Annotated in this window: 24 protein-coding genes; 12 read left to right on the top strand and 12 right to left on the bottom strand. The window is 59.7% G+C overall.

Features of this window, described 5'->3' with window-relative positions; all coding sequences use genetic code 11:
* Positions 1-46: 46 nt before the first annotated feature.
* On the bottom strand, positions 47-1405 hold the full coding sequence (gene glpT / locus OKC31_RS07995) for a glycerol-3-phosphate transporter (RefSeq protein WP_005337540.1): 1359 nt from the start codon (positions 1403-1405) through the stop codon (positions 47-49).
* Positions 1406-1894: 489 nt separating this feature from the next.
* Here glpT and OKC31_RS07990 point away from each other — a divergent pair, with 489 nt between their 5' ends.
* The 4 genes from OKC31_RS07990 to OKC31_RS07975 all read left to right on the top strand — a co-directional run bounded on the left by OKC31_RS07990 (position 1895) and on the right by OKC31_RS07975 (position 6928).
* Positions 1895-2743, top strand: a complete 849-nt coding sequence (locus OKC31_RS07990; protein WP_005350866.1) for an MIP/aquaporin family protein — start codon at positions 1895-1897, stop codon at positions 2741-2743.
* A gap of 54 nt (positions 2744-2797) precedes the next feature.
* Positions 2798-4300: a glycerol kinase GlpK gene (gene glpK, locus OKC31_RS07985; protein ID WP_005337546.1), complete on the top strand. Its 1503-nt coding sequence runs from the start codon at positions 2798-2800 to the stop codon at positions 4298-4300.
* A 224-nt stretch (positions 4301-4524) separates the two neighbouring features.
* Positions 4525-6501, top strand: coding sequence for a methyl-accepting chemotaxis protein (locus OKC31_RS07980; protein WP_270656699.1), 1977 nt, complete (start codon positions 4525-4527; stop codon positions 6499-6501).
* A 193-nt stretch (positions 6502-6694) separates the two neighbouring features.
* Entirely contained in the window at positions 6695-6928 is a 234-nt protein-coding gene (locus OKC31_RS07975) for a hypothetical protein (RefSeq protein ID WP_019446771.1), read from the top strand.
* Positions 6929-7099: 171 nt separating this feature from the next.
* On the opposite strand, the gene OKC31_RS07970 is transcribed toward OKC31_RS07975, so the two are convergent.
* Positions 7100-8002: a LysR substrate-binding domain-containing protein gene (locus OKC31_RS07970; protein WP_043825711.1), complete on the bottom strand. Its 903-nt coding sequence runs from the start codon at positions 8000-8002 to the stop codon at positions 7100-7102.
* Positions 8003-8193: 191 nt separating this feature from the next.
* Here OKC31_RS07970 and OKC31_RS07965 point away from each other — a divergent pair, with 191 nt between their 5' ends.
* The 5 genes from OKC31_RS07965 (at position 8194) to dkgB (ending at position 11378) form a co-directional block, all read left to right on the top strand.
* The gene (locus OKC31_RS07965; RefSeq protein ID WP_005350859.1) at positions 8194-8598 is read left to right on the top strand and encodes a DUF6404 family protein; all 405 of its coding nucleotides are present in this window, start codon (positions 8194-8196) and stop codon (positions 8596-8598) included.
* Positions 8599-8654: 56 nt separating this feature from the next.
* The gene (locus OKC31_RS07960) at positions 8655-8873 is read left to right on the top strand and encodes a hypothetical protein (protein WP_159163860.1); all 219 of its coding nucleotides are present in this window, start codon (positions 8655-8657) and stop codon (positions 8871-8873) included.
* A 404-nt stretch (positions 8874-9277) separates the two neighbouring features.
* Positions 9278-9997 carry a hypothetical protein gene (locus OKC31_RS07955; protein WP_270656697.1) on the top strand — a complete coding sequence of 240 codons (720 nt, stop codon included), beginning with the start codon at positions 9278-9280 and terminating at the stop codon, positions 9995-9997.
* A 197-nt stretch (positions 9998-10194) separates the two neighbouring features.
* Complete coding sequence (locus OKC31_RS07950; RefSeq protein WP_040097728.1) at positions 10195-10491, top strand: putative quinol monooxygenase; 297 nt, start codon at positions 10195-10197, stop codon at positions 10489-10491.
* 83 nt (positions 10492-10574) lie between these two features.
* Positions 10575-11378: a 2,5-didehydrogluconate reductase DkgB gene (gene dkgB / locus OKC31_RS07945; RefSeq protein ID WP_270656695.1), complete on the top strand. Its 804-nt coding sequence runs from the start codon at positions 10575-10577 to the stop codon at positions 11376-11378.
* A 161-nt stretch (positions 11379-11539) separates the two neighbouring features.
* On the opposite strand, the gene OKC31_RS07940 is transcribed toward dkgB, so the two are convergent.
* Positions 11540-12550: an HAD family hydrolase gene (locus OKC31_RS07940; protein ID WP_233267785.1), complete on the bottom strand. Its 1011-nt coding sequence runs from the start codon at positions 12548-12550 to the stop codon at positions 11540-11542.
* Positions 12551-12904: 354 nt separating this feature from the next.
* Between OKC31_RS07940 and OKC31_RS07935 the strand changes: the two genes are divergently transcribed.
* Together OKC31_RS07935 and OKC31_RS07930 are read left to right on the top strand one after the other, a co-directional pair.
* Positions 12905-14083 (top strand): MFS transporter, encoded by a 1179-nt coding sequence (locus tag OKC31_RS07935; protein ID WP_041208527.1) that lies wholly within the window; start codon positions 12905-12907, stop codon positions 14081-14083.
* A 155-nt stretch (positions 14084-14238) separates the two neighbouring features.
* Positions 14239-14910 carry an NAD(P)H-dependent oxidoreductase gene (locus OKC31_RS07930; RefSeq protein WP_270656694.1) on the top strand — a complete coding sequence of 224 codons (672 nt, stop codon included), beginning with the start codon at positions 14239-14241 and terminating at the stop codon, positions 14908-14910.
* 126 nt (positions 14911-15036) lie between these two features.
* Here OKC31_RS07930 and OKC31_RS07925 read toward each other — a convergent pair whose 3' ends face one another.
* The 8 genes from OKC31_RS07925 to OKC31_RS07890 form a co-directional block, all read right to left on the bottom strand.
* A complete protein-coding gene (locus tag OKC31_RS07925; RefSeq protein ID WP_005347058.1) occupies positions 15037-15633 on the bottom strand; it encodes an HvfX family Cu-binding RiPP maturation protein in 597 nt (198 codons plus the stop codon).
* Positions 15630-16424 (bottom strand): HvfC family peptide modification chaperone, encoded by a 795-nt coding sequence (locus OKC31_RS07920; RefSeq protein ID WP_270656691.1) that lies wholly within the window; start codon positions 16422-16424, stop codon positions 15630-15632. Before OKC31_RS07920 ends, OKC31_RS07925 begins: the two co-directional genes overlap by 4 nt.
* Positions 16417-17274, bottom strand: a complete 858-nt coding sequence (locus tag OKC31_RS07915) for a DUF692 domain-containing protein (protein ID WP_270656688.1) — start codon at positions 17272-17274, stop codon at positions 16417-16419. Before OKC31_RS07915 ends, OKC31_RS07920 begins: the two co-directional genes overlap by 8 nt.
* A complete protein-coding gene (locus OKC31_RS07910) occupies positions 17262-17591 on the bottom strand; it encodes a hypothetical protein (protein WP_042056354.1) in 330 nt (109 codons plus the stop codon). Before OKC31_RS07910 ends, OKC31_RS07915 begins: the two co-directional genes overlap by 13 nt.
* Positions 17584-18543 (bottom strand): MBL fold metallo-hydrolase, encoded by a 960-nt coding sequence (locus OKC31_RS07905; RefSeq protein WP_206875528.1) that lies wholly within the window; start codon positions 18541-18543, stop codon positions 17584-17586. The genes OKC31_RS07910 and OKC31_RS07905 overlap by 8 nt, the downstream gene beginning before the upstream one ends.
* Before the next feature lie 130 nt (positions 18544-18673).
* Positions 18674-18784, bottom strand: coding sequence for a cytochrome bd-I oxidase subunit CydX (gene cydX / locus OKC31_RS07900; RefSeq protein WP_005337572.1), 111 nt, complete (start codon positions 18782-18784; stop codon positions 18674-18676).
* Between the two features lie 16 nt (positions 18785-18800).
* Positions 18801-19940 (bottom strand): cytochrome d ubiquinol oxidase subunit II, encoded by a 1140-nt coding sequence (gene cydB / locus OKC31_RS07895; RefSeq protein WP_270656686.1) that lies wholly within the window; start codon positions 19938-19940, stop codon positions 18801-18803.
* Positions 19940-21511, bottom strand: a complete 1572-nt coding sequence (locus tag OKC31_RS07890) for a cytochrome ubiquinol oxidase subunit I (RefSeq protein WP_270656684.1) — start codon at positions 21509-21511, stop codon at positions 19940-19942. The genes cydB and OKC31_RS07890 overlap by 1 nt, the downstream gene beginning before the upstream one ends.
* A 122-nt stretch (positions 21512-21633) precedes the next feature.
* On the opposite strand from OKC31_RS07890, the gene OKC31_RS07885 reads away from it, so the two are divergent.
* On the top strand, positions 21634-23052 hold the full coding sequence (locus tag OKC31_RS07885; protein ID WP_270656682.1) for an aminotransferase-like domain-containing protein: 1419 nt from the start codon (positions 21634-21636) through the stop codon (positions 23050-23052).
* Between the two features lie 69 nt (positions 23053-23121).
* On the opposite strand, the gene OKC31_RS07880 is transcribed toward OKC31_RS07885, so the two are convergent.
* Positions 23122-23760 carry a tellurite resistance TerB family protein gene (locus OKC31_RS07880; protein WP_041208540.1) on the bottom strand — a complete coding sequence of 213 codons (639 nt, stop codon included), beginning with the start codon at positions 23758-23760 and terminating at the stop codon, positions 23122-23124.
* Positions 23761-23850: the final 90 nt, after the last annotated feature.

The raw sequence follows: 23850 nt of genomic DNA, 5'->3' as shown, positions 1-23850 counted from the left end.
CAGTTTACCTGATCCCCTTTGGGATCAATAAGCTGAGGATCACGTTTTATGCCTTATGGGCAGCCGCTTTCTTGGCCGCAACGGCAATGTTCTCATGCTTGAGGGTCATCGCCAGCAGGATGATGGAGAGCACGCAGGAGACGGTTAGCACCATGAAGCCGCCATCCCAACCGAAGTGGTCAACGGTATAACCCAGCATGGCGTTGGCTGCCACGGCGCCGCCCAGATAACCGAACAGACCGGTGAAACCTGCCGCTGTACCGGCTGCTTTCTTCGGTGCCAGCTCAAGAGCATAGAGGCCGATCAGCATGACAGGGCCGTAGATCAGGAAGCCGATAGCCACCAGCGCCATCATGTCGATGGTCGGGTTGCCGGCCGGGTTGAACCAGTAGACCAGTACAGCCAGGGTCACCAGCACCATGAACAGGATACCGGCCGGTGCACGGCGGCCCTGGAACATCTTGTCAGAGATCCAGCCACACAGCAGGGTGCCCGGAATACCGGCCCACTCGTAGAGGAAGTAAGCCCAGGAGGAGTTGTCGACGGTGAAGTGCTTGGCCTCTTTCAGGTAGGTTGGCGCCCAGTCCAGCACACCGTAACGAATGAGGTAAACGAAAGCGTTGGCGATCGCGATGTACCACAGCAGTTTGTTGTGCAGCACGTACTTGACGAAGATCTCCTTGGCGGAAAACTCCTGCTCGTGGCTTTCGTTGTAATCCTTCGGATAGTCGTTCTTGTACTCCTCGATGGGAGGCAGACCGACCGATTGCGGGGTATCACGCATCACGAAGAAGGCGATCACCGCGATGGCGGCCGCCGCTGCCGCAGGCACATAGAAGGCGCTGCGCCAGTCGTTGAACCAGCCCATCCCGAGGATAAACAGCGGGCCAATCATGCCGCCACCCACGTTGTGCGCCACGTTCCAGACCGCAACCACTTCGCCGCGCTCTTTCTGTGACCACCAGTGCACCATTGTGCGACCGCAGGGCGGCCAGCCCATGCCCTGTGCCCAACCGTTGAGGAACAACAGCACAAACATGATGGCAATGCTGGAGGTGGCCCAGTGCATGGTACCCATCATGAACATGATGGCAGCCGAGAGCAGCAGACCGGCGGAGAGGAAGTAACGGGCGTTGGAACGGTCAGAGACGTTCCCCATCAGGAACTTGGACAAACCGTAAGCGATGGAGACCCCGGAGAGCGCGAAACCGAGATCACCACGGGAGAAGCCCTGCTCGATCAGATAGGGCATCGCCAGACTGAAGTTTTTCCGTACCAGATAGTAGCCGGCGTAACCGAAGAAGATCCCGAAAAACACCTGCCAACGCATGCGTTTATAGAAGGGGTCGACCTTGTCAGCCGGGAGCCTGTCGATGTGCGCCGCAGGCCTGAAGAGACTAAGCATGTTCTGCTTCCTTATTGTTGTTATGGGCGGTTGAGGATGCCCTGACCATTCCAACGAATCATGTGAGTCCGCCGATTCGTAAGCGAGCCTATTGTGCTCATATGCGCTCATTTAATCTGTGATGCATGCTCAAATATTGCAGTTTTATTACAAATAAAAGCTCCAAATGAGAAATCACTCAGCAAGCACCAGCCCTTATGTGGCAAGGGTTGCGAGCTACCCCCTAAGTGGTAACTGGTTGTTATCAAGATGCTTTACGTCACATTTTCTTAGCAATGAGTGGGATCTTGTCCACATTTCCTATGGAGGGGGGATGGTGAAATTATTGGGAAGGGTTATTTTCTGTCACGACCGATAACGAGCGCAAACGAGCATAACGTTTGCGCAAGACGCAAAAACAACAAGGAAACGTTTTCGGCAGCAACGGATAGACACAAAAAGATAAAACGGAACATCAAACCTCTACGGGTGGATATAAGGAACAAAAGTATGAGCATACAAAGACCCAATACCCTGCTTGGCGAGTGCATCGCCGAGTTTATCGGAACCGGCCTGCTGATATTTTTCGGCGTCGGATGTGTGGCGGCACTGGTGCTGGCAGGCGCCAACTTCGGGCAGTGGGAAATCTCCATTACCTGGGGTCTGGGTGTGGCCATCGCCATCTATGTGACCGGCGGTATTTCAGGTGCTCACCTGAACCCTGCTGTAACCCTGGCGCTGATGACCTTCTGCGGGTTCGACAAGCGCAAGGTGGTCCCCTACATCATCGCCCAGATGGCCGGTGCCTTCTGCTTCGCCGCCCTTGTCTACTTCCTTTATGGTAACCTTTTCACCCAGTGGGAAGTGACCCATAACGTGGTGCGCGGCAGCGTCGAGAGCCTCGGCACCGCCGGGATCTTCTCCACCTACCCCAATGCCCTGCTGACCAACATGCAAGCTTTTGCCGTCGAGCTGGTGATCACTGCCGTCCTGATGCTGGGCATCATGGCGCTGGGTGACAACAACAACGGCGCCCCCAAAGGATTCGCGGCCGCCCTGCTGATCGGTATCCTGATCGCGGTGATCGGTGCCTCCCTTGGCCCGTTAACCGGTTTTGCCATGAACCCGGCCCGTGACTTTGGTCCGAAACTGTTCGCGTTCTTTGCTGGCTGGGGTGATGTTGCCCTGACCGGTGGTCGTGACAATCCCTACTTCTGGGTTCCGATCCTTGGCCCCATCGTTGGCGCCCAGATTGGTACCGCTCTGTATGTCAAAGTGCTGGCTCCCTGCGTCCCGGGCAACCGTGTCGTCACCACCGAGCAAGCGACCCAAACCGCCAAAGAAGAGGCTGCCGCATAAGAGCGGCCCCCTCCAACGTATAAAAACGTGGAAAATAGAAACGTGGAGAACATCATGTCTGCTGAAAAGAAATATGTCGTCGCTCTGGACCAGGGAACCACCTCTTCCCGCGCCATCGTGTTTGATCAGGATGCCAACATTGTCGGTACCTCCCAGCGCGAATTCACCCAGCACTACCCGAAAGCGGGCTGGGTAGAGCACGACCCGATGGAGATCTGGGCGACCCAATCCTCCGTCTTTACCGAAGTACTGGCCAAGACCGGCCTGCGCAGCGAAGAGATCGCCGCCATCGGTATCACCAACCAGCGTGAAACCACCGTTGTCTGGGAAAAGGCCACCGGCAAGCCCATCTACAACGCCATCGTCTGGCAGTGCCGCCGCACCGCCGCCATCTGCGAAGAGCTCAAAGCTCGCGGTCTGGAAGAGTACGTTCGCGAGAACACAGGTCTGGTGCTGGATGCCTACTTCTCCGGTACCAAGGTGAAGTGGATCCTCGACAACGTGGAAGGTGCCCGCGAGAAGGCGATGAACGGTGAGCTGCTGTTCGGCACCATCGATACCTGGCTGGTCTGGAAGATGACCAATGGCGAAGTGCACGTCACTGACCCGACCAACGCCTCCCGTACCATGCTCTACAACATCCGCGAGCTGAAGTGGGACGAGAAGATGCTGGACGAGCTGGGCATCCCCATGTCCATGCTGCCGGAAGTGAAACCCTCTTCAGAAGTGTACGGCTACACCACCCGTGGCGGCGGCTCCCGCATCCCCATCGCCGGTATTGCCGGTGACCAGCAGTCTGCCCTGTTCGGCCAGCTCTGCTTTGAAAAAGGGATGGCCAAGAACACCTACGGCACCGGCTGCTTCATGCTGATGAACACCGGCACCGAGCCGGTTCGCTCCAGCAACGGCCTGCTGACTACCGTTGCCATCGGCCCGAAAGGGGAAGTGAACTACGCGCTGGAAGGTGCGGTATTCATGGGCGGCGCCACCATCCAGTGGTTGCGTGACGAGCTGAAGATCATCCACGATGCCCGCGATACCGACTACTTCGCCTCCAAGGTGGGTGACACCAACGGTGTCTATCTAGTGCCGGCCTTCGTCGGTCTGGGCGCCCCCTACTGGGATCCGTATGCTCGCGGCACCATGGTCGGTCTGACCCGTGGTGCCAACCGCAACCACATCATCCGTGCCGCGCTGGAATCCATCGCCTATCAGAGCCGCGATGTGCTGGATGCGATGCAGCAGGACTCCGGCATCAAGCTGGCAGCGCTGAAAGTAGACGGCGGCGCCGTAGCCAACGACTTCCTGATGCAGTTCCAGGCTGACATGATGCACACCCCTGTGGTACGTCCGACCCGCATCGAGACTACCGCCATGGGCGCCGCCTTCCTGGCAGGTCTGGCAGTCGGCTTCTGGAAGAGCTCGGACGAGCTGGAAGACAAGTTCAGCGTGGACCGCGAGTTCATCCCGCAGATGGACAGAGACGATCGCGCCAAACGTTACAGCGGCTGGCAAAAAGCGGTTGAGCGTTCACGCCGCTGGGCTGAAGAGGATTGATCGGGCACCCGACATTCCGTTGAGATAAACACCCAAGAGGCCGACCGCAATGTCGGCCTCTCTTTTTTGCTTTCCCTTGCTGGTTTCTGCCCCTTCCCCGCCCATTGCTCCCTCCTGTTTTTCTGCCGCCCTCTGTTGTCACCATCCGCCACAACACAATTGAGTTCTCTATCTATAATCATCATCTGGGTCGCATATGCGACCTTATTTATGAGGAGAGCGATATGGAGAGGGCGATACACCGTTTTACACTGCACTCACTCTGGTCAGGGCTCGGGATCCGCACCCGGATCCTCGCTGGCGTGGCGATACTGATGGCCATCGCCATCAGCTGCATCACCTTGATCCTCGAGCAGATATCCCACAGTCAGGCCCAGCAGCGGGTCGAACGCTACGAGCTGCCAAGCAGCGTGGATCGCATTGCCAACCAGCTGACCGCCCAGCTTATCCAGCACCTCACCGAGGCGCAGGCGCTGGCCAGCAACCGTTTTGTCATAGACTGGCTGACCGCTGGCATGCCAGAGCAAGAGTGGCCCGCCATGGAGCGCTACTTTCAGGATCTGCAACGGCGGATCGGCGGCAACGTCTTTATCGCCCCCCGCCAGAGCAGCACCCTGATCAACTTCAGCGGCGGCCCCACCGCCCAGAAATCGCTGAGCGAATCAGACCCGAAAGATGAGTGGTTTTTCGGCTTTCTCAAACGCAGCAAACCCTATGAGCTGAACCTCGACATCTCCGATTTTGACAAGCGCGCCTCCCTCTATATCAACACCGCCGTCACCCACGAGGGCAAAACCCTGGCGGTGGCTGGCACCTCCATCGACATGAGTGCCCTGAGCAAGCTCATCAGCGGCTACCGGATCGGCAAGAGCGGTCAGGTCTATCTGGCCGACATGGAGGGCAATATCGAGATCCACCCCGAGCAGGAGGTAGAAGGGGCCGCCCACCACCAGCAATCCTTCCTCGATACCGTCAAGCGGCTTATTCCCAATGCCCGGGAACAGGTGGCCGTAGAGGCGCTAACGCTGGAGGGACAAACCTACCTCATCGCGGTGCGTTACATCCCCACCCTCAACCGGCTGCTGATTGGCGAGATCAACAGCGCCGAGCTGGAAGAGGGACTGCAGGAATCCCGCCAGCTCATTATCATGGTGTCGCTCGCCATCGGCGGGATCGCCATGCTGGCCTCCGCCTGGCTGGCTCACTCCATCAGTCGCCCCATTCGTCAGGCTGCCGATGGCATGCATCACATCACTGCCGATCGGGATCTGGCAACCCGCCTCGACTTCTCTGACGAGTCGGAGCTGGGGCTGATGGCCCAAAGCTTCAATCGGCTGATCCAGAGCCTGAACCAGAGCTTCTCCCGCTTCCAGCAGTCAGGCAGCGCCCTCTCCGCCCAGTCGTCCCAATCCATGCAGCAGGCCCAGGCACTGGCAGGAGAAGCGTGCCAGCAGGCCCAGAGCATTCAGGAGCTGACCACTGTGGTCACCACCATCGGTGACAACGCCGAGCAGATCGCCAGCCGCTCGGAAGGGGTCAACGACGTGACCCAACGCATCGCCAACCATATGCTCAGCATCGAGCAGGATGTGACCCAGAGCGCCGCGCAACTCGACAGCTTGCGCAGCAGCATCGGCAGCTCCTCGGCCCTGCTCGATGAGGTGGTGAAAGACAGCAACAACATCACCCAGATCATGAACCTCATCCGCGATGTCTCGAACCAGACCAACCTGCTGGCCCTCAATGCGGCCATCGAAGCGGCCCGGGCGGGGGATATGGGACGGGGCTTTGCGGTGGTGGCCGACGAGGTACGCCAACTGGCGGTGCGTACCCAGACCGCCACCAAGGATGTGCAGGATCTTATCTTGCGCCTGCAGGAGGGAACGCGGCAGGCCAGCAGCTCGATGGCAGACTCCCGCAACCTGAGCGAAGAGGGATACAACCGGATGAATCAGGCCAGAGAGGTGCTGGTTGATGCCACCAGCCAGATCAACCAGACCGCCCTCGAGATCAACGAGATCAGTGCGCTGGCGCAGGCGCAGAATCAACAGATGGGGCAAGCCAGAACGGCGCTCGACGAGCTGGCCATGGTGGCCGAACACCAGCGGGAACACGCGCAGGAGAGCAATGCCGCCAGCCGCGAACTGTTCGAACTGGCCAAGGCCATCGACGAGCAGATCCGCCAATACCGGATTGGCTAGGCCCGGCGCTTCCCCCTCTCCCTCTCAATAACCAAGACGCCACCGCAGGGTGGCGTTTTCATTTTGCAAATCATTTTGCCTGCGCTCTCGAAACGGGAATGACGACAAGACTTGCAAGCAATTGATAATTAACATGAAAAAATGTGGAATGGCCATTGCTTAGTGATATCAGACTCAACAGAGGGATATCGCCATGAAACCGACCACCAATCAAGCGCCCGTAGCCCACGTCGCCACTCAAAAAGAGACCCTGACCCCCCGCGAAGGCACCTTCCTGATGATGGTGGCCCAACTGGTGGTGCTCACCTGCATCGTACTGGCCGCCACCGTCGGCGGCCTCTCCTGGCAGTGGACCCTACTGCTGGCCATTCCACCGGTGATCGGCGGCGCCCTGCTCAGCCGGGTATGGGGCAAATTGCCCCGCTAACTGCGCTTCAGCTCACACACCTTCCCGAACCGGCGGCCGACCCTCAAGTCGGCCGTCTGTTTATCTGCCGCCTGGCTCATGCTGATTGGCCGTAACGAAGGCGCGGCTTGTTTTTCGTTAAGCAAACCGCAGCGACGAACCGTTCAAACAAACCGCACAAACCAACCTGAACTACAGGGTATGGCTGCCCAGCTGCTCTTTGAGAAAATCGAGCCAGACCCGCAGCCGGATATCCCGCTGGGCATCGGAGTAGAAGACCGCATTGATGGGGCGCGAGGCGCCACTGTTGCTGCGGGCCAGCACCTCCACCAGCGCGCCGCTCTCCCGATCCGGCCCGGTCATGAAATCTGACAGACAGACGATCCCCTGCCCCGCCAACGCCAGCTGACGCAAGGTTTCGCCGCTGCTGGCTCGCAGGCTGGGGGTGATGGCAAAGCGATCCCCCTGCTCGGCACTGAGCAGCGGCCAGTGGTTGAGGTGATCGGGATGCAAAAAGCCGAGCAGCTCGTGACCGCTCAGCAGATCCGCCGGTTGGCGTGGGGTGCCGCGCTCGCTCAAATAAGCGGGAGAGGCCAGCAGCCGCAGCCGCGAACGGCCAAGGGGCAGCGCGCGCAGGGAGGAGTCGGTCAGCTCGCCGATGCGGATGGCCATGTCCACCCGCCGCTCCATCAGATTGATAAAACCCTCCGAGCTGTGCAGCTGTAGCTCGATAGCGGGGTAGCGGCGGCGAAACTCGCCGATGAGCGGCACCAGCCGGTGCAGGATAAAGGGGGTGGCGGCATCGACTCTTAACACCCCTTCGGGTTGTTCCCGGCGCATCAGCAGATGCCCCTCCGCCTCGCTCATCTCGGTCAGGATCTTCACCGCCCGCTGATAGAACCAGCTCCCCTCCTCGGTCAGGCTGACCCGGCGGGTGGTGCGATTGAGCAAAACGGTTGAGAGCTTCTCCTCCAGCCGCTTGATGCCGCGACTCACCACCGAGTTGTCCATGCCGAGGTTCTCCGCCGCCTGGCGAAAACTGCCCGCCTCCACCACCGCCACAAACAGGGTCAGTTCATCAGAATGGGTCTTCATTGCTGTTATCCGGACAAGAGTAATGGGCCTTTATAGGCGCAGCCGCTGTGGATTAGCAAGCGTGCTCAGAGAGACGATCTTGTTTTTCGAAGAGAAATAACCAGAGAGAATCACTATCTCTCATCCTGTTTAATCAGTAGAATGCTATAAAAAGGAATCGTATGAAGCCATGTTATCAAGGAGATACATTAATGGAGTTTGAAGAACGGCTGGCTATTGCCCATCAACTACTGGCTGACAGTGGCCTCAAGGAATTTCACTACAATCCGTGGCTGTTCAAATTGCTGCGTAAACTCGGCGTCCCCGTCAAGCCGCCTTATTACGCGGGCTGGCTTACCAATTTCCTCTGTTCCGGCCTCTCTATTGCGCCGTTATGGGGTCTGATTATGTGGACATTCGTCTGGCATCCAGAGGGAAGGGATCTTTTATCAGCCCTGTTCAACACAGCCATGTTCGCTGGCGTATTTGGTCTTTTCACCTTAATTGGACTCTGGCTCAAGCGCCGGCAGCTTGGATTGACCCCATGGGAGCAGTTGGAGCACCAGCACATCAGTGAAGGCACAGAGAAGAAGGTTAAAGCTCCTGCTGCCGATTGAAACTGGGTGCAATACAGGCTCTGAAGAGCACACTTTCACAGACTCGGACTCTCACCTTGCCAGATTTCGTTAAATTTTTTATCAGCTTTTCAATTAACTGCCTCATCCAAACCGCCATTGGCCTCTTGGTTCTCGCCTACAGGCTTTTCCGCCACCACAATGGCAACTGGCGCAGCTATCGACGAAGCTGGGATCCTCTCCCTCTATTTGCCTCCATTTTCCTTGGCATGGTGATCGCAAAAAAGCTTCATCCGGCCATCATGGCAGCCTTGTAATGATTGGTCATAGCTTGGACAACGTTCACTGCCACAGATAACCGAACAATTCACTAGATGAGCAAACAGTTGAGTGCCTACAGCAAGATATGAAGAACTCTCATCACTCAGAGCGTCCTTCTGTTAGTAAATGAGGAGGGATAAATAAGCATCTGCTAACTTAATTTCTTGATCTGACCATTGCAAGGAGGGCCTCAAATGGAATAAAATTCACATCCATGGTTTTTTGGAAAAACCATAATTTTTTGCTCTTTGAAAAAAATTAATTTAATTAATCAAAACTTATTGGATTTTCAGTAAATCATGCATCTTCATCCTAATGTAAATAATGGTTTTTATTAAGAAATGAAGTGGGGGCATGATTATAATTCACTTACCTTTTATTTATTTTGATCGGGGGTTGCATGGAAAATAAAAGTATACTTGGATGGTCTTTTGGTTTCTTAACCTCACTTCTTGGGGCCGGCTGGGCAGTATTTACATACGTTGTGCCAGACCCATCAGTTTTGGGAATGGAAGCAATCAACTGGAAAAATGTCCTTTTATTTACTTCTTCTTTAGTTGCCATATGTTGGGTCGTTGTTTATTTTTTTCTTCAAAAACTCCCCTCGGTTATTCGTCACCTATCAGTTGTTATTATATATTTCGTTACAGCATTTAGCTTTTTCTGGGTGGGGACAAAATACCAAGACCCATTATTTGGAAGTTCGGAGCAAGAAGCTGTTTACGCCTACAATGACAGTGCAACTATTCTTGGAAAACGTATAGAAACCATCGAGAACATCTCGATCCAACTGCGTGGATGTCAGAAGGTAATGGGAAAAATTGCGTGCAAATTAGATCTTCTAAATAATAATGCAGATCGGGATGTTTCTTTTTCTGGTGATACTCGCGCCTTTGATGACGTAAGCAATGAGATGGAGCTTGACTCATTAGTTATAGGCTCATCAAATGTATCAACATATAAAACCTTCGCTTTGCCAAAAGGTGTAAAAACAACCGTAATGATTGCATTTAAACTGACTAATGAAAACTCCCAGAAGTTAACCTCACTACGCGTAAAACTCTCTGGCTTAAATGGAGTCAGGAAAGGTGTGAAATTTGATGGCGTTCCATTAGTTTAATTGAAGTGAAGTGGTGTTAACCTGTATAACACCACTTCATAATAATTAATATAAGCTCAAGCGTGAACAGTGCTGGAATAATCTGCATAGTTATCCCCATTGCTGCTCTCCCCTCAATACTGTTTTGCAACCAGCGCCCTGTTTTCAGCAAGTCACGGCAGGCATACTGACCCTTCGTTTTTGCCAAGGAGGTTCAGATGTCATCACCCGTGATTGTGATTGCCCAGCTTGAAGCCAAACCCGAATTCGCCGCCCAGTTTCGCGCCGCCCTTGAGCCGCTGATTGCGGCCACCTTGCAAGAGGCGGGCTGCCAGCGCTATCAGCTGCATCAGGACTTGGACAATCCAAACAGCTGGATGCTCTACGAGGTATGGGAGAGCGAAGCCGCCCTCACCGCCCATCAGGGTCAGCCCCACTTTACGGAATTTGTCGCCAAGGCCGAGCCCTGGTTTGCCAGCAGCACCATTCGCCGCTATCAGCCGCTGGGCGCCTGACTGGCCCTAGAGCCTATTTCTGTTCAGCCCATAAAGGGCCAACCACCACCCCATTGAGGAACGAGAGGAACGAGAGGAACGAGATGATCAATATGCCACCCATGGGTCTGGGCACCTTCCGCCTGAAGGGCGAGCCGCTGCTTGCCACCCTGACCAACGGTCTGGAGCTGGGCTATCGCCATATCGATACCGCCCAGATCTATGACAATGAAGCCGAGGTCGGTGCCGTGCTGACCCGCAGCACTGTTGCCCGTCACGAGATCTACCTGACCACCAAGGTGTGGACCAGCGAGTTTGGCCCGGGCAAGCTGATCCCGAGCCTGGAGGTAAGCCTGGAAAAACTGGGCACCGACTATCTGGATCTAGCGCTGATCCACTGGCCCTCCCCCAAGGATGAGGTGCCGATGGCAGTCTATCTGGAGCAGTTGGCTGAGGCCAAAACACAAGGCCTGACCCGGGAGATCGGGGTCTCCAACTTCACCGTGGCCCAGCTCAAACAAGCTATCGAGATTTTGGGGCCGGGGGCCATCGCTCACCAGCAGATCGAGGTTCATCCGCTGCTGCAAAACCGCAAGGTGGTGGAGTTCTGCAAAGCTCACGGTATCGCCGTCACCGCCTATATGCCGCTCGCCTATGGCAAGGTGCTGAGCGAGCCGCTGCTGATGGAGATTGGCAAGCGCCACGGGGTATCGGCGGCGCAGGTGTCGCTGGCCTGGCTGCTGGCGCAGGAGATGACAGTGATCCCGAGCTCAACCAAGCGGGAGAATCAGGCCGCCAATCTGGCCACTCTCGATATCACCTTGAGCAGCGAGGAGATGGCCGCCATCGCCACGCTGGATCGGGGCGAGCGCTGCGCCAATCCCGACTTTGCCCCCGCATGGGACTGACACGAAAGGCGTGAGACTAACGCGAAAAAAGGCTGGCTCTGCCAGCAAGCCAGATAAAACAGGGAGAGCATCATGCTCTCCCTGTCTCTTTTCTTGCCTCACGCTTTGCAGCGCTTGCTGAACGTCCAGCCGCCATATTGATGCCAGATGCAGCCCCGCAATCAGGGCGCGTTCTGGCAAAGGGCGGGATCGAACACCTGATTCCAGTCTGATTTCATATCGACCACCACCCAGCCCCGTGCTTTTGCCTGTGCCAGCCCGTCGATCAGCTTGCCGCTGGCTGGCGGATGGCTGTCGTAGGCGTATTCGCGCTTGGCATCGGTGTGGTGCACCAGCAGGCCGAAAGTGTGGTAATCCGGATTGGTCGAGGTGTATTGCAGCATGGGCACGTCGCCATCGCTGTTACCAAAGGCGCCGACCGGACGCTGCCCCATAAAGAGGTGAATGGCGGCCGGTTTCGCCTTGCTGTCATCGAAATAGGCGCCGTTCATGGTCTTGCGGATCTCGCTGCCCTCCCCGGTCAGGGCAAACTCGCCAAGGGTAAAGGAGCCAATCACCTGCTGGGGCGGGATGCCATACATCTGCTCGGACATCACCCGCATAAAATCGACGCCGCCGCCGGAGACAATCCAGGTCTGGAAGCCATTATCCCGCAGATACCCCAGCAGCTGCTTCATCGGCAGATACCCGAGCTGATCGTAGTGGCAGCCAAAACGGGGATCCTTGCTGCTGTTGACCCAGCGAGTGACCCGCTCGGCAAACTCGGTGGTAGTCATGCCGCTGTGGGTCAGTCCCACCAGCTTGGCTAGCCCCTTCTCCCCCGATTTGGCCACTGCCTTGAGGTCATTGTTCAGCACTGCCGCGACGATGGGGTCGGCCTTCCACTCCGGGTGTTCCGGTGCTAGGCGCTTGATCTCGTCCATCGCAAACTGCAGCTGATAGGTCATGGGCGCTTCAGGCCAGAGGGTGCCGTCATTGTCAAACACCACATGGCGCTTCTCTGGCGGAATAAACGTGGCCTGCTGCTGATCGGTGGCATTGGTTACCCAGCGGGTGATCGCCTGCTTGGCCGCCGTGTCATTCCAGGCTGAGAGGGGATCGCTCTGGCCGGCCTGTACCGCAAAGGCGCCGCACAGCAGCAAAAGAGAGGAGAGTCGGTTCAATGTCATCATGTTACCTGTCAGCTGGATATTGCCTGTCTATTGCCTGTAGATGAAAGCGCACGGCCATCACAACACCGGCGGCGCACATGGGTTCAACACACGAGGGTTTCACAGGGAAAATCCTATGGCGGCCAGCTTGTACTGGAGCTTAAGCAAGCTCAGAAAAGGAGCAGCGTTAATCCCGTTCTGCGAAGCAGATCACTGCGTTACGCTCGCACAGCGTGCAACACAACCCCCTCCTCCCCATCGCCATTGCTGCTGATTTGGCAAAAGTAATTTGATGTCACCGTCATTTTTGCCAACAAAACCCATCGGCATACTGGCGCCATTCTCCCATCGGGAGTCCCTAACCAAGGAGTTGTTATGCCACTGGCGTTATTTGCCCTTACCTTAAGTGCCTTTGCGATCGGCACCACCGAATTTGTGATTGTGGGGCTTATCCCCACCATCGCCGAGCAGCTCAATGTCTCGCTCCCCTCGGCGGGCCTGCTGGTCAGCCTCTATGCCCTTGGCGTGGCCATCGGCGCCCCCGTGCTCACGGCGCTCACCGGCAAGGTGCCGCGCAAGTGGCTGCTGGTGGGGCTGATGGCACTCTTTACCGCCGGCAACCTGCTGGCCTGGCAGGCCCCCGGTTACGAGAGTCTGATTGTGGCCCGCATCCTGACCGGATTGGCCCACGGGGTCTTCTTTTCGGTAGGCAGCACCATCGCCACGGGTCTTGTGGCCAAAGAGAAGGCGGCGAGTGCCATCGCCATCATGTTCAGCGGCCTTACCGTGGCGCTGGTGACCGGCGTACCGCTCGGCACCTGGATTGGTCAGGTCTTTGGCTGGCGTGAAACCTTTCTGGTGGTAAGCCTGCTCGGCCTCGTCGCCATGGTGGGTAGCCTGCTGCTGATCCCGAACAACCTGCCCAAGGGGGCGGCCTCGACCATCCGCGAGCAACTCTCGGTACTGACCAAGAAGCCGCTGCTGCTGGTCTACGCCAAAACCGCCCTCGGTTATGGCGGCGCCTTCACGGCGTTTACCTTCCTCGCCCCCATCCTGCAGCAGGTGAGCGGCTTTAGCGCCGGTGCGGTGAGCCTGATCCTGCTGGTGTACGGGGTATCGGTTGCCGTCGGCAATATCTGGGGCGGCAAGCTGGCCGACAAGATGGGCCCATTGCCGGCGCTGAAGCTGCTGTTTGCCGGTCTGGCGCTGGTGCTGCTGGCCCTCACCTTCACCGCCCCCCATCCGGTGCTGGCGGTGCTCACCGTGCTGGTGTGGGGCGCCTTTGCCTTCGGCAACGTGCCGGGTCTGCAAGTACTGGTGGTGAAGCAGGCCGAACTGCACACCCCCAAGGCAGTGGATGTGGCATCGGGCCTCAATATCGCCGCCTTCAACGTCGGCATTGCGCTCGGTTCCGTCGTCGGTGGCCTGGTGGTGGAACACCTCGGCCTGATGCACACCCCCTGGATCGGCGCCCTTATCGTGCTACTGGCCTACGGGCTGACCCATGTCAGTGAGCGCCGCGAAGCCGTCCGGCTCGCCGCCTGTCAGGCATAAGCTGCGCCAGCAGGCGTCACGCAAGAGCGTGGCGCCTGCTGCAATCGGCGCGGCAGGCTTCTATGCTGTGACACAGCGTTAACCCGGCAACCATTTCAGCAACTGTTTCAGCAACCAAGCCTGTCACCCTCGCATCATTTGCCACGGAGTCTGTTATGAAGGTGCTTATCGTCTATGCCCATCCCGAACCCAAAAGTTTCAACGGTGCCCTCTTCTGCCACGCCATCAGGGCGCTGGAGCAGTCGGGCCACACAGTGATGACCAGCGATCTCTATGCCATGGGCTTTGATCCCGTCTCGGATCGGCGCAACTTCACCGCCGCCAGCGATCCCGATTTTCTCAAGCTGCAGCTTGAAGAGCTGGCTGCCACCGAGCAGGGCAGCTTTGCCCCGCAGCTGGAGCAGGAGATGCAAAAGCTGGAGGCGGCCGACCTGCTGATCTTCCAGTTCCCGCTCTGGTGGTTTGGCCTGCCCGCCATTCTCAAGGGGTGGGTGGATCGGGTCTTTGCCATGGGGCGGGTTTATGGTCAGGGCCATATCTACGAGAGCGGCAAGTTTCGCGGCAAGCGGGCGTTGCTGAGCCTGACCACCGGCGGCCCTGCCGAGACCTATCTGCCCGGCGGCTTCAACGGCGATATCGACGGGGTGCTGCGCCCCATCCAGCGCGGGATCCTGCAATTTGTCGGCTTTGACGTGCTGCGCCCCCATATCTGCTATGCCCCGGTGCGGGTCTCGCAAGAAGAGCGGGAAGCCTGGCTCGCCCAGTGGGCCGAGCGCCTTGGCCAGATTGAGCAGGAGTCCCCCATCGCGGTTGGCCGCTACCAGTAACGGCTGACGCAGCTGACACTCCCCCCCACACAGCACAAAAACAGCGAGCGGCCCCCGGCCGCTCGCTGTTTTTCACGCTCTGTCGTTATGATTTTTGTTATCCGTGGGCAAGCCTTATGCCGCCTGTTACACGCCTGCTTTGCCGGTCACGGCACGCTTGAGCCAGTAGTCGAGGCTGACGTAACGGCCCCCGCCGTAAACCAGCAGCACCAGCAGCATCACAAAGTAGGTGGCGGCAAACTCCATCCCGTTGTTGAGCATCACGGGATCACCCAGCTCAGTGATGTAGTTGTAGCGACCGGGGAAGTTGGCGGCCAGCCACTCGATAAAGCCGTTGAGGCGCAAGGTAGCCTCCATACTGCCGGTAGCGATGGCGTCCCAGCCGTGCTTCCAGTGCACCATGGCACTCGCCACGCTCATCAGGAAGATGGTGGGAATGGCCATGATGCGGGTAAAAAGGCCAAGGGCAATGCAGATGCAGCCCAGCACCTCGGTGCCCGCCGCCAGAAAGGCGAGCAGGGTCGGGAACGGCAGGTTGAGCCCCCCTTCCGAGACCGGGGCACCAAACCAGGCGACGGTGCCGGCAAAGCCCATCACCTTGGAGTGGGCCCCCACATAGATGACCGGAATGAGATAGAGGCGAATGGCCAGCAGGGCCAGAAAATCGAGCCGCTTGCACTGGGCCACCGCCCGCTCGTACCACTGGATCAGGGTGTTGTTCATGGGAATTCTCCTTGGTGTTTGCTAAATGGATGCAAGGGGGCGCCGGGCTGGCGCTCGCCAACGGGCAGGGTCAGCAGACCCAGCCGGTAAAAATGGCGTGCCCACTCGATCAGATCAAAGTCGCGGCGAACCTGTTGCACCTGTTGCAGGAACGCGGCTTGGGTGATCCCCGGCTGCTGTTGCAGCAGCTGGATCAGCGCCACGTCCCATTCGCGCAACCGCTGGGTCACTACCTGATGATCCGGACTGCGAAACAGGCCATAAAAGTGGTTGCCCTGCCGGGTCGGCACCACGCCGCTGCGACGAATGGCAAAGGGGAGTTCAAGCAGTTGCAGGGTAGGGTTGAGCACAAGCGGACTCTCCGCCGTCACCTCCTCCCCCGATATAACTTGCGGCACTACCCCTTCATCAATCTCGACACAGAGGCAGGCCCACTCGTACTCCAGCAGCGCCAGCCGCTGCCTGGGCCAGTTGAGAGAGCCCTCGCCGTGGCGATGCTGCACATAGCGGACAAACTCGGTGGCGATATGGTGAAACTCGGGGGCCTCGGCGCCGTGCGCGATGACAAAGCCCTCCACCAGTTGCCACCTGTCCACCGGCGCCCAGTGAGCGTGGGTGAGCGGAAAGGCGCTCTCCAGCACCGACTCCACATTGGCGCGCACGCTGCGGGCATAGTGGCTGGCGATGCCATCCTGCGGCAGCCGCACCCGGCTCGCCAGCCAGGCGGTCTGCTGCTGCATTCGCTGCGGCGCCGTTTTGGGCGCAGTGATCAGTGATAACCGTCTATCCATAGCGCACCTCCCGCACCTGACTGTCAATCGCCTCGCAACAGGCGCCGTGCACCCGCGCCAGCTCGGCCTCCAGCTCTGCCAGCGGTGGCAGATGGTGATCCCGCTCCAGCAGCAGGGGGCGCAGGCCGTGGGTCTGCACCGTATAACGGGCCAGCGCCACCACCTCCTCGCACACCGGTTTGCCATGGGTATCCAATAAAGTGCCGTCCGCCTCTTCCAGATGACCGGCGATATGGAAATAGCGGATCGCATTGCCCGGCAGCCCGGCGATCATCCGCTTGGGGCAGTAACCGTGGTTGCGGCTGTTCACAAAAACGTTGTTGATATCGAGCAGCAGCTCGCAGCCGCTGCGCGCCACCAGCTCGGCGAGAAAATCCTCCTCCGGCATCTCGTGGTCATAGCCGTGGTAGTAGGAGATATTTTCCAGCACCAGCGGGCGGGCCAGCGCCTCCTGCACCTGCGCGATCCGCTCGGCCAGATAGGGGATGTTCTCCCACTGCCGCGGCACCGGTAAGAGCTCATAGAGATAGCCCTGCTGGTCGCGGGAAAAGCTCAAATGTTCGCTGTAGATCCCGATGCCGAACTCATCCAGAAAGGTGCGGATCTGGCTGAGCAGGGGGCGATTAAGGGGCTGACAATCGCCGAGGGAGAGGCTGAGCCCGTGGGCCACCAGCGGGTAACGCTCGGCCAGCTGATGCAGCTGCGCCCGCTTGGCGCCGCCGATGGCCATCCAGTTCTCCGGCGCCAGCTCGAGAAAGTCGATGCCGGGGCGGACGGGGCCGGAGCAGAGCGCATCCAGATGCTCCTGACGCAGCCCGATCCCCCGACTGCGGGAGCTTATTGGCCGCATACCCCCTCCGTCATCTTGCTGCCCTGGCTGGATGTATTGCCATCAATCCCCTCGCCCGCCACGCCACACTTGCCATCGCGGGCGCGTACCAGCCGCCCCTGCGGATCACTGTCGAGGGCCTGCTTTTCAAAGCGCTTCTCGGTGCCGCACTTGCCCGCCGCACACTTGCCGCCGTGCTGTTCGCTGGGGGCGGCTTTCACCGGCGCATCGCTCGGGGTGGCCGCCAGCGCCAGCCCCGGAGTCAGGGCAATCAGGCTGGTCATGGCGATGGAGAGGGTCAGTTTGCCGGTGGTTTTGTTGCTGCTTGAGTTACTCATGAGCGGACTCCTTGACGGATAAAACGGGGTAGCTGGAGAGATCACGGGCAGCCACGATCTGGCCGTGGAACTGCTGTTTGACGATGGCCATCGCCTCTTTCTTGTGATTGAGGCCAACCCCCATCCAGTGGTTGAGCACCAGCAGCTTGGGGTTCACCTCGGCGGCAATCTTGGCCACCACAGATGGCTTGGCGTGAAGCGAAGCGGAGACAGGGTCGGCCCCTTCGTGGATGGCGAGCGGCATCACCAGAATGTCGGCCCCCTTGGCAAACGGCACAAAGGCCGGGTTGCTGCCGTTCTGATCTGCAGAGATAACGATGGTCCCCTCGGCGCTCTCGATGCGATAGGCCAGACAGGGCACGTCACCGTGAGGGATGCCGAGGGCGGTGATGGTCAGCCCATCCTGCTGATAGACGGTGTGAGGCTGCGGGCTCTGGTAGGGCACATCGTGCAAGGTGATGGGGAAGAGGCCATCGGTGCCATCCTTGAAGCCGCTCAGGTAGGCATAAGCGCCCTTGTCCTTGTTGAAGAGGGCATCGAAGTAGCCGCTCATGCTGGGGAAGGCCGAACCGGCCTCTGGCCCCGCCAGATCCAGCGGATCGCTGCGCTCGAAGAAATAGGCCCCCTTGAGCAGGGCGGGCAGGTCGGTCACATGGTCGGTGTGGAAGTGGGTGATGCCGATAAAATCGACCTCTTCGAGCTTGGCCCCCGCCTGGCCGAAGCGCAGGTAGACGCCGCCACCGGCATCGATCAGGATGCGGGATTTCCCCTTCCACCAGATCACCTCGCTGGAGGAGGCACGCAGGTCGTCGGAGATGGGGCCACCACTGCCGAGCACCTGCAGGGTGAAGGTTTTATCCAGTGGCGTCAGTTGTACCGGTTCGGCACAGGCCGGGGCGACGGTGAGCGCGCACCCGATGGCCAGCGCCACCGCTTTCAATCTCTGTTTCATCACAATTACCTGTCGGTTGGTTGTCGGTTGAAAGTGTGTCGTTTGTGTCGTTTAAAGAGGGGGAGAGAGGGGCCGATGGCGACGAGTGAACGCCAGCCACCGGCCATGGCGGGGCGCGAGCCCCCCGCCGTCAGTTACCGTCCCGTTCGTCCGCCTGCCAGCGCGCTTCCAGCCAGAGCAGGTTGCACAAGCCCAGCAGCAGGGCGAATCCGAGGCCCAAAATCCAGGTGAAGTACCACATAGCAGATCCCTTGAGGTCAGTAGAGTTGATGGCTGTCGCGCTTGATGCGGGCACGGTCGAGCTTGCCGCGCACCACCCGATAGACCCAGCCGGTGTAGCCCAGGTTGATCGGCATCAGCACCAGTACGAGGCCGAACATGATGGCCAGGGTCTTGTAGCTGGAGGTGCTGTCCCACAGGGTCAGGCTGCTGACCGCATCGAGGGATGAGGGCAGCACGAAGGGGAACAGGGCGATGGCCACCGAGCAGAGCATGGCGGCGCAGGCGATGGCGCTGGCCAGCAGCGCAATCCGACCCCGCTCCAGCCAGGAGGCAATCCCGCTCACCAGCGGCGCCAGCGTCCCGATGATCGGCACCAGCCACAGCAGCGGATAGTCAAAGTAGTTGCGCAGCCAGCCTCCGGCGTGGGGGATCACCCCCTTCATCAGCGGACTCAGCACGGCGTTACCGTCAAAGGGCTGGCCTGCCACACCGGTCAGCTGAAACCCTTGCAGATCCACCAGATGCCAGCCGGCCAGCAGATAGCAGAGGCTCACCAGCGGGGCCAGCAGGATGGCGATCCCCCGTGCCCGCAGCGCAGGGGTGCCGATCACCTTGGCTTGCAGAAAACCGGCGCCGTGCAGCAGCAACAGGCTGATGGCAGTGGCCAGCACCGAGAGCAGCCAGCCCCAGTGGAAGTCGAACGCGCCATAGTGCAGGCGCAGCGCCGTATCGAAGCGAAACGGCAGCCCCTCCATCACCAGACCGATGGCGGCGCCGAGGATCAGGGCCGGTATCAGGCCACCCGCCACCAGCGCCCGATCCCACCAGCGGCGCCACACCGGATCGGCCAGCTTGCTGCGATAGTCAAAACCGACCGGACGCAAAAATAGCCCGAGCAGCAGCACCACCATGGGGATGTAAAGCCCCGAGAAAGCTGCGGCATAGGCCAGCGGCCAGGCGGCGAACAGGGCACCGGCACCGGCAATCAGCCACACCTGATTGCCCTCCCACACCGGCCCCACGCTGTTGATCACCAGACGGCGGTCGTCGTCATCTTTCGACACCACCGGCAGCAGCATGGCGATGCCGAGATCGAAACCATCCATCACGATAAAACCGACCATCATGAAGAGCACCAGCGCCCACCAGATGAGTTTCAGGGTTGCGTAATCCATCAGGCGATCCTCGCAAGTTCGGGTTGTTCACCGCTGTAGCGGCCGGTATGGAGAATGGCGGGCCCCTTGCGGATCACATGGCGCAACAGGAACAGCTCCACCACCAGCAGCAGGGTGTAGATGGAACAGATAGCGATGAGGCTGAACCAGAGTTGGCCCGGCTGAAGCAAAGAGACCGAGGCCGAGACCGGCAGCACATCGCTGATGGTCCAGGGTTGACGGCCGAGTTCGGCCACCAGCCAGCCCGCCTCGATGGCAATCCAGGGCAGCGGAATGCTCCAGAGCAGGGTCTTGAGCAGGCGCGGTGAGTCTTGCAGCCGGTTGCGGCAGAGCTGGACAAAACTCACCACCATCAGCCCCAGCATCGCGACGCCGAGCCCCACCATCAGACGGAAACCGAAGAAGAGCGGCGCCACCTGCGGGATGGAGTCCTCCACCGCCTTGGCAATCTCCGCCTCCCCCGCCTTGGCGATATTGCTGGCATAGGGGGTGAGCAGCAGACCGTAGCCGAGATCCTTGCCGTGCTTGGCAAATAGCGCCCGGTTTTCGGCCGAGTCGTTGCCGGCGCGGATCTGTTCGAGGGCACCGGACGCCACCATGCCGCTGCGAATGCGCGCCTCGTGCTGCACCTTGAGATCCTTGATGCCGGTCACCGCCTCATCGAGGGAGCGAGTGGCGATGATCCCCATCAGATACGGGATCTTGATGGCGGCGTGGGTGGTCTCCCCCTGCTGATCCGGGAAGCCGAACAGGGTGAATGACGCAGGCGCCGGCTCGGTATGCCACTCCGCCTCGATGGCGGCGAGCTTGACCTTCTGTACCTCGCCGGTGCGATAGCCAGACTCATCCCCGAGCACGATGACTGAGAGGATGGCGGCCAGCCCGAAGCCGGAGGCGATGGCGAAGGATCGCAGGGCAAACTGCACCTCGGTCTTGCGCAGCAGATACCAGCTGCTCACCCCCATCACGAACATGGAGGCGGCCACATAGCCCGCCGCAACGGTGTGAACGAACTTCACCTGCGCCACCGGGTTGAGCAGCACGGCGGCGATATCCACCAGCTCCATCCGTTGGGTCAGCAGGTTGAACTCGGCCCCCACCGGGTTTTGCATCCAGCCATTGCCGATCAGGATCCAGAGCGCCGAGAGGTTGGATCCGAGCGCCACCAGCATGGTCACCAGCAGGTGCTTGCCGCGAGATAGCTTATCCCAGCCGAAGAAGAAGAGCCCCACCAGGGTCGATTCGAGGAAGAAGGCCATCAGCCCCTCGATGGCCAGCGGGGTACCGAAGATGTCCCCCACATAGTGGGAGTAATAGGCCCAGTTGGTGCCGAACTGGAACTCCATGGTGATCCCCGTGGTGACCCCCATGACGAAGTTGATGCCAAACAGTTTGCCCCAGAAGCGGGTGATGTCCTGATAGATCACCTTGCCGGTCATCACATAGGCCGACTCGGCGATCACCAGGATCCAGGACAGCCCCAGGGTGAGGGGGACAAACAGGAAGTGGAACAGGGCCGTGGCGCCAAATTGCAGGCGCGACAGGCTGACCACGTCATCCGGATTGATCATGCGTCACTCTCTTTTGTTGTATTTGCCTTGCACGTTTCATGCAGGACAAGTACACCACGGGTCATGACACCTATAACAGATGCAGTTATAGTGAATAGCACCTATAACAGTTGATCCAGATCATGCCTCTTTACCAACAACTGGCCGAACGCCTAAGCCGCGAGATCGATGACGGTATCTGGCAACCCGGGGAGCGCATCCCCTCCATCCGCCAGAGCTGCAAGACCCACAACCTGAGCCCGATGACGGTGCTGCAGGCCTATCAGCTGCTGGAGAGTCAGGGGCGGATCCTCGCCCGCCCCCAGTCCGGTTACTACGTCAAGGCCACCTCGCCAAAGGTGGCGCGCCACACCCCGAGCCAGACCCACTACAGCGGCTCGGTGGATATCAACGATCTGGTGTTCGAGGTGTTGCAGGCGAGCAAATCGCGGGCACTGGTGCCCCTTGGCATGTCGGTGGCCGACCCGACCCTGTTCCCCCATCCCCAGCTCGGGCGGGCGCTGGCCAGCTGCATGCGCAGGCTCGATCCCTTCAGCACGGTGGCCGACCTGCCCCCCGGCAACGAGGCGCTGCGCCGCGCCATCGCCCAGCGCTACGCCAGTGACGGGGTGGCGGTCAATCCGCAGGAGATCATCATCACCACCGGCGCCATGGAGGCGCTCTCCCTCAGCCTGCAGGTGCTGACCGAGCCCGGAGACTGGGTGGTGGTGGAGTCCCCTACCTTCTATGGCGCCCTGCAGGCCATCGAGCGGCTGAAGCTCAAGGCGGTGGAGATCCCGGTGATCCCCGGGGTAGGTATCGATCTGGCGCTATTGGAAGATGCCCTCAGCCAGATGCCCATCAAGGCGTGCTGGCTGATGGGCAATGTGCAGCACCCGCTGGGCCACACCATGCCGGATGCGCACAAACAGGGGCTGATGGCACTGCTCAACGCCCACAAGGTGCCGCTGGTGGAGGATGACGTCTATGCCGAGGTCTACTTTGGCCGTGAGCGCCCCAAACCCATCAAGCACTGGGATCAGCGCGGTGACAGCCTGCTCTGCAGCTCCTTCTCCAAGTGTCTGGCGCCGGGCTTTCGGGTCGGCTGGGTGGTGGCGGGGCCCCATGCCGAGCGGATCCAGCGGCTGCAACTGATGTCCACCCTCTCCACCAATGTGCCGAGCCAGTTGGCGCTGGCCGAAATGCTGCGCCAGGGCGGGGTCGATGCCCACTTTCGCCGCCTGCGCCACACCCTGGCCCAGCGCCAGCAGCAGATGCGGGCCGCACTGCAGCGACTGTTGCCGGGCGAGGTGCGGATCTCCTCCCCCGATGGCGGCTACTTTCTCTGGCTGGAGTTTGCGCCCCGCCTCGACAGCCGCGCCCTCCACGCCATGGCGCTCGATTGCGGCTTCTCCATCGCCCCCGGCGCCCTCTTCTCCAGTCAGGGGCAACACAACCACTGCCTGCGCCTCAACAGCTCCCATCCCTGGAGCGAACAGCTGGAGCAGGCGCTCCACCAGCTTGCGGGCCTGATAAACCGGCAGCTGGCAACAGAGGGGTGATCGCCAAAGCGCAGAAACAACAACGCCCCTTGAGCGGGGCGTTATCGGCAATCCATGGCGGTGAGGGTATCAGGCGGGGGCGTTAAGCTGGGCTACCTGCCGCTCGATGCTCCCCTTGAGGTTGTCATCGAGTTTGAGGGCGCGCGCCAGCTCGTCGAGATAACCGCGCTCCATAAAGTGATCCACCTCGATGGCGAGCAGGGAGGCGAGATAGACCTCGGTGGCCAACTCCATATCGGTCACTTCCCGCGCCAGCGCGTGAGGGTCGAGGGGGCGGGCCAGCTCGGCATCAATCCAGCGGGCGGCATCGCTCTGGCCCTGTTCGGTCAGGTACTCCTGAATCTTCTGGCGCTCGGCGCCATCGATATGGCCGTCGGCCCGGGCTGCCGCCACCATGGCGCGCACCAAGAGAGCCGAGCGGGCATCCAGCGCATTGCCTTCCAGAGTGCTGACGGGATGGGTCGGCTGGGCGGGCGCCGCCTGCTGGGCTTGCCAATCCTGATAGAGCTTGTAGGCCAGTCCGCCAAGGGCCGCGGCGCCGCCCACGGCAGCGGCCTTGCCGCCATATTTGCGCATCTTCTTGTTGCCCAGCAGCAGACCGAGCGCACCGCCGGCCAGCGCCCCCTGCATCTGCCCCTTGCGCTTGTCTCCGCCTTCGTTGAGCCAGCCTTTGCCAGCCCCCAGCAACTGTTCCAGCATCTGTTTCATGGTGTCACTCCTGCGGGTCAAAAAAGTGAAATCGGGATGAATAGAGCCAGATAGTGACCCCGCCCCCCTGAATCGGGGATGAACCCTTGA

Origin of the sequence: Aeromonas sp. Y293-4, assembly GCF_027705905.1 — a bacterium.
GTDB classification, from domain to species: Bacteria; Pseudomonadota; Gammaproteobacteria; order Enterobacterales; family Aeromonadaceae; genus Aeromonas; species Aeromonas veronii.
This window is presented reverse-complemented; position numbering and strand designations above follow the sequence as displayed.

Bases quoted from the DNA above. Each gene is read 5' to 3' on its own strand.
- glpK (WP_005337546.1), top strand. From the start codon at position 2,798: ATGTCTGCTGAAAAGAAATATGTCGTCGCTCTGGACCAGGGAACCACC.
- OKC31_RS07950 (WP_040097728.1), top strand. From the start codon at position 10,195: ATGTCATCACCCGTGATTGTGATTGCCCAGCTTGAAGCCAAACCCGAA.
- OKC31_RS07925 (WP_005347058.1), bottom strand. From the start codon at position 15,633: ATGAACAACACCCTGATCCAGTGGTACGAGCGGGCGGTGGCCCAGTGC.
- OKC31_RS07905 (WP_206875528.1), bottom strand. From the start codon at position 18,543: ATGAAACAGAGATTGAAAGCGGTGGCGCTGGCCATCGGGTGCGCGCTC.
- OKC31_RS07890 (WP_270656684.1), bottom strand. From the start codon at position 21,511: ATGATCAATCCGGATGACGTGGTCAGCCTGTCGCGCCTGCAATTTGGC.
- OKC31_RS07880 (WP_041208540.1), bottom strand. From the start codon at position 23,760: ATGAAACAGATGCTGGAACAGTTGCTGGGGGCTGGCAAAGGCTGGCTC.
- OKC31_RS07980 (WP_270656699.1), top strand. From the start codon at position 4,525: ATGGAGAGGGCGATACACCGTTTTACACTGCACTCACTCTGGTCAGGG.
- glpT (WP_005337540.1), bottom strand. From the start codon at position 1,405: ATGCTTAGTCTCTTCAGGCCTGCGGCGCACATCGACAGGCTCCCGGCT.
- OKC31_RS07965 (WP_005350859.1), top strand. From the start codon at position 8,194: ATGGAGTTTGAAGAACGGCTGGCTATTGCCCATCAACTACTGGCTGAC.
- dkgB (WP_270656695.1), top strand. From the start codon at position 10,575: ATGATCAATATGCCACCCATGGGTCTGGGCACCTTCCGCCTGAAGGGC.
- cydX (WP_005337572.1), bottom strand. From the start codon at position 18,784: ATGTGGTACTTCACCTGGATTTTGGGCCTCGGATTCGCCCTGCTGCTG.
- OKC31_RS07885 (WP_270656682.1), top strand. From the start codon at position 21,634: ATGCCTCTTTACCAACAACTGGCCGAACGCCTAAGCCGCGAGATCGAT.
- OKC31_RS07920 (WP_270656691.1), bottom strand. From the start codon at position 16,424: ATGGATAGACGGTTATCACTGATCACTGCGCCCAAAACGGCGCCGCAG.
- OKC31_RS07975 (WP_019446771.1), top strand. From the start codon at position 6,695: ATGAAACCGACCACCAATCAAGCGCCCGTAGCCCACGTCGCCACTCAA.
- cydB (WP_270656686.1), bottom strand. From the start codon at position 19,940: ATGGATTACGCAACCCTGAAACTCATCTGGTGGGCGCTGGTGCTCTTC.
- OKC31_RS07970 (WP_043825711.1), bottom strand. From the start codon at position 8,002: ATGAAGACCCATTCTGATGAACTGACCCTGTTTGTGGCGGTGGTGGAG.
- OKC31_RS07910 (WP_042056354.1), bottom strand. From the start codon at position 17,591: ATGAGTAACTCAAGCAGCAACAAAACCACCGGCAAACTGACCCTCTCC.
- OKC31_RS07935 (WP_041208527.1), top strand. From the start codon at position 12,905: ATGCCACTGGCGTTATTTGCCCTTACCTTAAGTGCCTTTGCGATCGGC.
- OKC31_RS07930 (WP_270656694.1), top strand. From the start codon at position 14,239: ATGAAGGTGCTTATCGTCTATGCCCATCCCGAACCCAAAAGTTTCAAC.
- OKC31_RS07955 (WP_270656697.1), top strand. From the start codon at position 9,278: ATGGAAAATAAAAGTATACTTGGATGGTCTTTTGGTTTCTTAACCTCA.
- OKC31_RS07990 (WP_005350866.1), top strand. From the start codon at position 1,895: ATGAGCATACAAAGACCCAATACCCTGCTTGGCGAGTGCATCGCCGAG.
- OKC31_RS07915 (WP_270656688.1), bottom strand. From the start codon at position 17,274: ATGCGGCCAATAAGCTCCCGCAGTCGGGGGATCGGGCTGCGTCAGGAG.
- OKC31_RS07940 (WP_233267785.1), bottom strand. From the start codon at position 12,550: ATGATGACATTGAACCGACTCTCCTCTCTTTTGCTGCTGTGCGGCGCC.